The following is a 3,291-nucleotide window of genomic DNA, read 5'->3' on the forward strand; positions in this document are numbered from 1 at the left end:
ACCCCGCCGTCGGGCGGGGTCCTTCGGGGGCGGGGGTGTCAGCGGCCGGCGGCGATCTTCGCCACGCGGCGGCGGACCAGGAACCAGCCGATGACCAGCATCGCGCCGATCACCGGGACGAACATGACGGTGGTGCGGCCCACTCCGCCGTCGCACCACATCAGCACGAGCACGGTGAACAGGAACACCAGGGTGACGATCTGGGTGTACGGGGACCAGGGCAGGCGGTAGGCAGGCCGCTCGACCAGGCCCTGCCGGGAGCGCCGCCAGAACAGCAGCGAGCAGAGCATGACCATGGCCCAGGTGCCGAGGATGCCGAGCGAGGCGAAGTTCAGGACGAGCTCGAAGGCGTCCTTCGGCATCAGGTAGTTCAGGCCGACGCCGGCGAGGCCGAAGGCGGCGGTGAACAGGACGCCGCCGTAGGGGACCTTGCCCTTGTTCATGCGGGCGGTGAACTTCGGGGCGGAGCCGGACATGGCCATCGAGCGCAGGATGCGGCCGGTGGAGTACAGGCCGGAGTTCAGGCTGGACAGGGCGGCGGTCAGCACGACGAGGTTCATGATGCCGGCGGTGCCGGGGATGCCGAGCTTGTCGAAGACCGTGACGAAGGGGCTCTGGTCGGCGGAGTAGGCGGTGTACGGCAGGAGCATGGCCAGCAGGACGACCGAGCCGACGTAGAACAGGCCGACGCGCCACATGATCGAGTTGATCGCCTTCGGCATGATCTTCTCGGGGTTCTTCGTCTCGCCCGCGGCGACGCCGCACAGCTCGACGGAGGCGTACGCGAAGACGACGCCCTGGACCACCAGGAGCATCGGCAGGACACCGGACGGGAAGAGGCCGCCGTTGTCGGTGATCGTCGACAGGCCCGGGGTGTGGCCGCCGATGTCGTGGCTGGTGGCGACCAGGTAGATCGCGACGAGCAGGAAGATCACGAGGGCTGCGACCTTGACCAGCGAGAACCAGAACTCCATCTCGCCGAAGTACTTCACGGAGATCAGGTTCGCGGTCAGGACGACGGCGAGCGCGATCAGGGCGAGCACCCACTGCGGCACGGAGGTGAACATCGACCAGAAGTGAGCGTAGGTCGCGGCGGCCGTGATGTCCGCGACGGTGGTGGTCGACCAGTTCAGGAAGTACAGCCAGCCGGCCGTGTAGGCGCCCTTCTCCCCCATGAACTCGCGCGCGTACGAGACGAAGGCGCCGGAGGACGGGCGGTACAGGACGAGCTCGCCGAGCGCACGGACGACGAAGAACGCGAAGACGCCGCACACGGCGTAGGCGATGGCCAGGGAGGGTCCCGCACCCGCGAGCCGGCCGCCCGCGCCGAGGAAGAGGCCGGTGCCTATCGCCCCGCCGATGGCGATCATGTTGATGTGGCGGGACTTGAGGTCCTTGCTGTAACCCTCGTCACCTGCGTCGACGTGACTGGAGGACGCCGTGGCCGGGGCCTCGGTCAAGGTGCGGTCACTCATGTGGGACTTCGCCTTCGTGGGTGGGACAGGCAGGTCGGGCCGCCGCACGCGGGAGCCGGGTGGTGTCACCTGTGCGGGGGTCCGGGAGTTTTTGTCGCCATAGGAGACCATGAGCGTCGGCCATGGCCAAAACCAGGCCCCGCAGACGAAGGCCCCCGACGACCTTCGAAACGGTCGTCGGGGGCCTTGTGCGGGGCTGAAAGCGAGGGCGGAAGCCCCGGTGGAGCGGGGATCAGGCGCGGGGCTCGGTCCCGGCCGCCTGGTCGAGGCGGAAGGCCTCGTTGCCGAGGCCGATCCTGGCGTGCACCTCGGGGCGGCGTGCGCGCAGCACGGCCCCGTACGCGAGGCCGCCGGCGGCGGCGAGGCCGATGACCGCGGGCAGCAGCCAGCCGAGGACCGATCCCTCCCCGGCGCCGACGAGGACGCCGAAGTCCTTCACCGTGTACACGGCGATGCCGAGCAGGGCGGTGCCGGCGAGCCCGGCGGCGACGAGCCGCCACAGCTGGGCGCCCGCGGTGCCCCGGCGGACGAAGAAGGCGATCACGGCGAACGAGGCGGCCGACATGAGGAGCGTCACACCGAGGGCGCCGACGCTGCCCATCCACGTGAACAGGTGCAGGACCGGCGCGGTGGGGTCCCCCGGCGGGTTGTCGTCGGTCACGGCGAAGGCGAGGACGACGAGGGCGGCGACGGCGGTCTGCATCAGCGAGCCGGTGGCGGGCGCTCCGGTGCCGGGGTTGGTCCGGCCGAAGGCGGCCGGGAGCAGCCCCTCGCGGCCCATCGCGAAGGCGTAGCGGGCGACCACGTTGTGGAAGCTGATCATGGCGGCGAAGATGCCGGTGACGAACAGGACGTGCAGGACGTCGGTGAACGTGCCGCCGAGGCGGGCCTCGGTGAGCTGGAAGAGCAGGCCGGGGCCTGCCTCCGCTGAGGCCTTGACGACCTCGGAGGGGCCGGTGGCGACGGTGAGGGCCCAGGAGCTCACCGCGAAGAAGAGGGCGACGAAGCCGACCGCGAGGAACATGACGCGGGAGACGACGATGTGCGGCCGGCTGGTCTCCTCGGCGTAGACCGGGGACTGCTCGAAGCCGACGAACGCGGCGATGCAGAAGCACAGGGCGGTGCCGAGGCCCGCGCCGCCGAGGGTGGCGGGGTCGAAGGCGTGCAGGGAGACGCCCTCGGGACCGGGTTCGGCGAGGGCGGCGACGTCGAAGATCACGACGAGGACGCACTCGATCAGGAGCAGGACGCCGAGGACGCGGGCGTTCAGGTCGATCTTCAGCCAGCCGAGGCCGCCGGTCAGCGCGACGGCGGCGAGGGCGGGGATCCACCAGGCGAGCTCGGTGTCCAGGTAGGTGGCGAAGAGGCCGGAGACCTCGAAGCCGAGGATGCCGTACACGCCGACCTGCATCGCGCTGTACGCGACGAGGGCGACGAGCGAGGCGCCGGTGCCCGCGGTGGGGCCGAGGCCGCGGGCTATGTACGCGTAGAAGGCGCCGGCGTTGTGGACGTGCCGGCTCATCTCGGCGTAGCCGACGCTGAAGAGGGCGAGCACGAGGCCGAGGATCACGAAGAGCAGCGGCTGTCCGACGATGCCCATCACGCCGAACGTGGTGGGCATCACGCCGGCGACGACCATCAGCGGGGCGCTCGCGGCCAGTACAGAGAGCAGCAGGCCGGCGGTGCCGAGGCGGCCGGCGCGCAGGGCGCGGTCCTGGCCCTTGTAGGTCCGGATCTCGGGCGGGGTGCCGAGCGCGGTGGATCTGCCCGTCGCCATGCGGGGGTCCTTTCGGGGGAAGGTCGAGCAGGGGGGTCG

General features: G+C 70.8%; 2 protein-coding genes. Both read right to left on the reverse strand.

Going from position 1 to position 3,291, the window contains the following annotated elements:
* Positions 1 to 38: 38 nt before the first annotated feature.
* A complete protein-coding gene (locus tag EF903_RS30615) occupies positions 39 to 1,475 on the reverse strand; it encodes an amino acid permease (protein WP_125548241.1) in 1,437 nt (478 codons plus the stop codon).
* A gap of 232 nt (positions 1,476 to 1,707) precedes the next feature.
* On the reverse strand, positions 1,708 to 3,252 hold the full coding sequence (locus tag EF903_RS30620) for an APC family permease (protein WP_125548242.1): 1,545 nt from the start codon (positions 3,250 to 3,252) through the stop codon (positions 1,708 to 1,710).
* Positions 3,253 to 3,291 lie beyond the last annotated feature (39 nt).

Origin of the sequence: Streptomyces sp. WAC05292 (assembly GCF_003949955.1) — a bacterium.
Lineage (GTDB): Bacteria > Actinomycetota > Actinomycetes > Streptomycetales > Streptomycetaceae > Streptomyces > Streptomyces globosus.

Bases quoted from the DNA above. Each gene is read 5' to 3' on its own strand.
- EF903_RS30615 (WP_125548241.1), bottom strand. From the start codon at position 1,475: ATGAGTGACCGCACCTTGACCGAGGCCCCGGCCACGGCGTCCTCCAGT.
- EF903_RS30620 (WP_125548242.1), bottom strand. From the start codon at position 3,252: ATGGCGACGGGCAGATCCACCGCGCTCGGCACCCCGCCCGAGATCCGG.